Source organism: Salipiger sp. 1_MG-2023 (assembly GCF_030547555.1).
GTDB lineage: Bacteria > Pseudomonadota > Alphaproteobacteria > Rhodobacterales > Rhodobacteraceae > Salipiger.
Window position 1 is genome coordinate 1 of record NZ_JAUOQN010000118.1, and the last position, 4,395, is coordinate 4,395.

The window sequence follows — 4,395 nt, forward strand, 5'->3', positions numbered from 1 at the left end:
ACATGGCGAGACCAAGAACGCCGATGGCGAAAGCAAAGCTGACAGGGGCAGACAAGGCGCACCCCGAACGGTTCCGAAACAGGTTCAACCCAAAGGGAGAACAGCCGGTGGGCGATCCGCCCTCGTTCATGTCTGCCAAGGAAAAGGCCGCATGGCGGGATTTCGCCCGGCGTTGGCCTTGGCTGACCGCAGCGGATGAGCCTGCGCTTGTCGCGCTCGCCCAGCTTCGGGCGCTGATCGAAGACCCTAAGAAGCAGAAGACGGCGGCGCTGTACACCGCCTACCGGCTGGCGATTAACGAGTTTGGCGGAACGTCGGTGTCGCGCTCAAAGGTTCACGCCCCTGTGGCCGAAGAGGAAGACGACCCGTTCGCAAAGTTTGAAATGCAGTGAGCTATGCCGAACTTGCGAGTTAGAGTTGAAGGTTCACGCTTTGCGCAGCCTGACCCCTGCGCCGCCACCATTCTCTGCGATGAACTCGACCCCGGCGGATTCGAGGGCCGCGCGGATGGAAGCGATGGTTTCAACAGCGACCGCAGCCGCGTCCGTCTCCGCGCGCCTTATCGTTTTTGTCGTCTTCCCGGTCAGGCTCGCGACTTCAGCCTGTGAAAGCCCGAGGATAGCCCGTCCTGCGCGAAGTTGGTCAGGTGTTGTCATTCTCTATTGTCCGTTTTCGGACATCGTGATATGTCCCTTATCGGACATTACCCTAACTAGGAGACCCTGACAATGACCAATGAACAGCCCGCCAGCGGGACCGATACCGGCTTGCTTGCGATCCTGCAGCATATCAGCGACGTGCAGGATCGCGCCGGCCTTCTGGATGGAGTGATGGAAGCCATCACCTATCTGGACAGCGAAGATGGGTGCCCGAACGGGCGTCACGCTCTGGGATTGGTTGCCAAAGAGCTTGCGGGCGAAATTTATGTCGCCTTGGACACGGTGAACCTTCCCAAGATTGGCGGTGTAGCATGACCCACTACCGCAAGCTCTGCGCCGTAATCGCGATCCTGCAAGACCACATCCTTGCCGACGATGCCAACTGCGATCCCGCAAAGCTGTTCCCCCTAGGGCGGTACTCGACGGATTCCTTGGAGGTCGCGGTGCAGCTCGCAACCGAAGTCCTGGACGTGCTGGAAAAGGTGGAAGGCTGAAACGTAAGAAATCGTCGCTTCTAGCAAAGCCTAGTCACTTTTGGGATGTTGGGTGCTTGGTAGGGCGAAAAAACCGCCTCATCATTTTTTATGGGAAAATCAATGACTTACGAAGGAAAGTGGTGGGCGACCCTGGAATCGAACCAGGCGTGCGTCTCCGCGAGGGAGTTACAGTCCCCTGCCACACCTTGCGGCCTGTCGCCCACTTTCCACCGGGCCAGCCCGGCGTGTGGGGGGCTGATTACAGTCCACCAAAACTGGCGTCAACAGGAAAATCCGTTGCAACTGCATGTCGCCCGATGCAAGGGAGGCACACCCCGTAAACAGGAGCCGCACCATGGTGAAAAAGCCCAAGTGGGTCGTCGAAAAGGAACAGGCGAAGAAAACCCGCACCGCCGAAACCGTCTGGTTGTTCGGTCTTCACGCGGTGCGCGATGCCCTGCTGAACCCGGCGCGGGTGAAGTTGCAGCTTGTTGTGACGCCAAATGCCGAACTCAAGCTGGCCGATGCCATCGCCGCCGCCGAAATCACGCCAGATGTTCAGGACCCACGCCGGTTCAACGCCCCGCTCGATCCGCAATCGGTGCACCAGGGCGCGGCGCTCGAGGTGAAACCGCTTAATTGGGGGCGAATCGAGGATGTTGCCTTGGGCGATGGCGCCCGCCCGCCGCGACTGGTGCTCCTTGACCGGGTGAGCGATCCACACAACGTGGGCGCGATCCTGCGCTCGGCGGAGGTATTCGGCGCGCAGGCGGTCATCGGCACGCTACACCATTCGGCGCCCGAAACCGGCGCGCTTGCCAAGACCGCCAGTGGCGCGCTCGAACGCCAGCCCTACCTGCGCGAGCGCAACCTGTCTGACACGATACGCGCCTTGCAGGAGATGGGCTACCTCGTGCTTGGCCTCGACGGCGAGGCAGAGACCACCATCGAGCAGGCACTGGACGGGTTGCGCTACCGAGCCGTCGCGCTGGTGCTTGGCGCAGAGGGGCCGGGCCTGCGCGAAAAGACCAAAGAGACGGTCGACCGGCTCGTGCGCATCGACTTCGCCGGTGGTTTCGGCTCGCTCAATGTTTCGAACGCCGCGGCCGTGGCGCTTTACGCGGCCCGCTCTTGACCGCCCTGTTCCTCATGCAGCCCCTGACCGCGATCTCGGGGCTGCCTCCGGCGGGGATATTTCGCGCCAGAAGAAGACGAGGCCCCGCGCCTCTGTTTCTTTTGGCGTGAAATATCTCAGGGAGGGGACTCCGCAAGGAGACGGGGGCAGCGCTCTCGTCTGTCCTCTTACCCCGCATATTGTTAAAAAAGTCGACGTTCGAAGCGTTTTGGTTGCCATCCAAAGGGATCGTATTGCCGGCTCCGCTCATGCGGGGGCTGGCCGGGGCGCCAATTTTGCCAGTTTGCGGAGGTTCTGGGCGGTTGCGGCGAGTTGGAATTGCTCGGTTGCACCTTTGGGTCCACGCAGGCGCATCATGCGCAGGCCGATATATCGCTTCAGATGGGCAAAACGCATCTCAACCTTTCGCCTCTGCATGAACGAGGTCATGTAGGCGTCGGTTTTGCGAATGTCGTGGGCGATGTCTCGTGCCGCTTCGTGAACCGATCGGAGCACTTTCCGGGCGGGTTGGGTCGGGCAGCATTGCGCTTTCAGGTGGCAGGTGTCGCAATCCTGCTTGCGCGCGCGGTAGCGGATCAAACCGTCCTTGCTGACATTCGTGGCGCGCGGCTTAGAGAATTTCCGGCGGGACGTCTCGAGCGTATTTCCGGCAGGGCAGGTATATCGATCGGTGGTCGTATCGTAGACAAAGTCGTCCCGCGAGAAGGTGCCGTCGGTGCGCTTCGATTTGTCCCAGAGGGGGATGTGAGGGGCGATCCTGGCTCCTCCACCAGCCAGCCCAACATCTCGGCCGATCCGTAGCCTGTATCGCCGACCAACTTGCCAGGTTTGATGCCAAAGCGTTGCGGAACCCGGTCGATCATGTCCCGTGCGGCGCGCGCTTCTGCTGGCCGGATCGGAGCTGTTGGCTCGACATCCACGATCACGGCGTTGTCCAAGTCCACAAGATAATTGGTAGAATAGGCAAAGTATGCGGCACCGCCGTCGACTCCCGTCCAGCGGGCGGTCGGGTCCACCGGCGAGATGTACTTGGGAATGACTGCGGTTGCGGCGCCGAAAGCCGCATCGTCGAGCGTTTCAATATATTCGTTCACGGCTCGAGACAGCAGATCCGGGGGCAGGCCTTCCTTGCTGTCGACGCCTCGCGTCTGATTGGCATTCGCCGGGATCAAGCTGGCATCGACGCCGAAGCTGTGACCGCCGGCGAAACCTTCATCGATGCATCGTTGCAGGACGGTCTCGAACAGATGCCGGAACAGCCCGCTCTCGCGAAAGCGGCCGTGCCGGTTCTTGGAAAATGTCGAATGATCCGGCACCACGTCGGTCAGATCGAGCCGGCAAAACCACCGATACGCCAGATTGACATGAACCTCGTCGCAGAGCCGCCGCTCGGACTGAAGGCCCATGCAATAGCCCAGAAGAAGCATGCGGATCATCAGTTCGGGATCGATCGATGGGCGCCCGCCAGAACTGTAGAACGGTGCCAGCAGTGGCCGCACATCCGAAAGATCGAGGAACCGGTCGATACCGCGCACCGGGTGGTCTAACGGCACGAACCCTTCAATCGAGAACTCGTAAAACAGCGCGCCCTGCGCAACTTGCCTTGGCCCCATCATCGCGATGCCCTCCACTCTCAGAACGAGTGAATCAAAGCCCCGGACGCAAAGCAACGGACTTTTTCAACAGTATCTCCGCACTGCAGCTATTCCTAGCAACTTCTGTGGTTGCCGCCCGTATCGCAAGAAGTTTCTGACCTTCGAGGGATGTGATCGAGTGCGAACTTCTGTCAGGCCTCAGTGAGCGACATTTCCAGAAGTCGCGGGCCGGGATGGTGATCAGCGGATCGGGTCCAAATCTGTATTCCGAGCTTTGTGCTCGCAGTTGCTAACTGGTTTTCCCAATCCGGATCTATTCGATCATTTTGCCCATTCAGGTCATCGTCTTCTTACCCCCTTGGCACCGTTGCTAGCGGTCCGGCATGAGCATCATGCCGTGGCTGCTAACACCGGATCCTTGTAATCTTCGTTCTTTGTCAGCATCGCCCATATCTGGAGCTATGGCTGAATCTGGTGTTTGGGCGGTTTGAAAGCTGGCGGTGCATCTGGTTGGTTTGATGTTGCCAAAC

The 4,395-nt window shown here is 60.0% G+C and carries 5 protein-coding genes, 1 tRNA gene and 1 pseudogene; 4 read left to right on the top strand and 3 right to left on the bottom strand.

Translation table 11 applies throughout. From position 1 onward, the window contains the following. On the top strand, positions 1-392 hold a 392-nt coding region (locus tag Q4543_RS23755; protein WP_303442527.1), incomplete at its 5' end, for a hypothetical protein. Between the two features lie 33 nt (positions 393-425). Here the strand turns inward: Q4543_RS23755 and Q4543_RS23760 are convergent. Further along, on the bottom strand, positions 426-656 hold the full coding sequence (locus Q4543_RS23760) for a helix-turn-helix domain-containing protein (RefSeq protein WP_303442529.1): 231 nt from the start codon (positions 654-656) through the stop codon (positions 426-428). A gap of 72 nt (positions 657-728) precedes the next feature. Here Q4543_RS23760 and Q4543_RS23765 point away from each other — a divergent pair, with 72 nt between their 5' ends. Beyond that, positions 729-974 (top strand): hypothetical protein, encoded by a 246-nt coding sequence (locus tag Q4543_RS23765; RefSeq protein ID WP_303442531.1) that lies wholly within the window; start codon positions 729-731, stop codon positions 972-974. Further along, complete coding sequence (locus tag Q4543_RS23770) at positions 971-1,153, top strand: hypothetical protein (protein WP_303442535.1); 183 nt, start codon at positions 971-973, stop codon at positions 1,151-1,153. The genes Q4543_RS23765 and Q4543_RS23770 overlap by 4 nt, the downstream gene beginning before the upstream one ends. A gap of 120 nt (positions 1,154-1,273) precedes the next feature. Here Q4543_RS23770 and Q4543_RS23775 read toward each other — a convergent pair. Beyond that, positions 1,274-1,357: transfer RNA gene (locus Q4543_RS23775), tRNA-Tyr, on the bottom strand. Positions 1,358-1,490: 133 nt separating this feature from the next. On the opposite strand from Q4543_RS23775, the gene rlmB reads away from it, so the two are divergent. Next, complete coding sequence (gene rlmB / locus Q4543_RS23780; protein ID WP_303442537.1) at positions 1,491-2,270, top strand: 23S rRNA (guanosine(2251)-2'-O)-methyltransferase RlmB; 780 nt, start codon at positions 1,491-1,493, stop codon at positions 2,268-2,270. A gap of 246 nt (positions 2,271-2,516) precedes the next feature. Here rlmB and Q4543_RS23785 read toward each other — a convergent pair. After that, positions 2,517-3,886, bottom strand: a pseudogene (locus Q4543_RS23785) (transposase). Between the last annotated feature and the right edge of the window lie 509 nt (positions 3,887-4,395).

What these genes read in the sequence shown, in the direction of transcription:
- Q4543_RS23760 (WP_303442529.1), bottom strand. Translation starts at nt 656, where the DNA reads ATGACAACACCTGACCAACTTCGCGCAGGACGGGCTATCCTCGGGCTT.
- Q4543_RS23765 (WP_303442531.1), top strand. Translation starts at nt 729, where the DNA reads ATGACCAATGAACAGCCCGCCAGCGGGACCGATACCGGCTTGCTTGCG.
- Q4543_RS23770 (WP_303442535.1), top strand. Translation starts at nt 971, where the DNA reads ATGACCCACTACCGCAAGCTCTGCGCCGTAATCGCGATCCTGCAAGAC.
- rlmB (WP_303442537.1), top strand. Translation starts at nt 1,491, where the DNA reads ATGGTGAAAAAGCCCAAGTGGGTCGTCGAAAAGGAACAGGCGAAGAAA.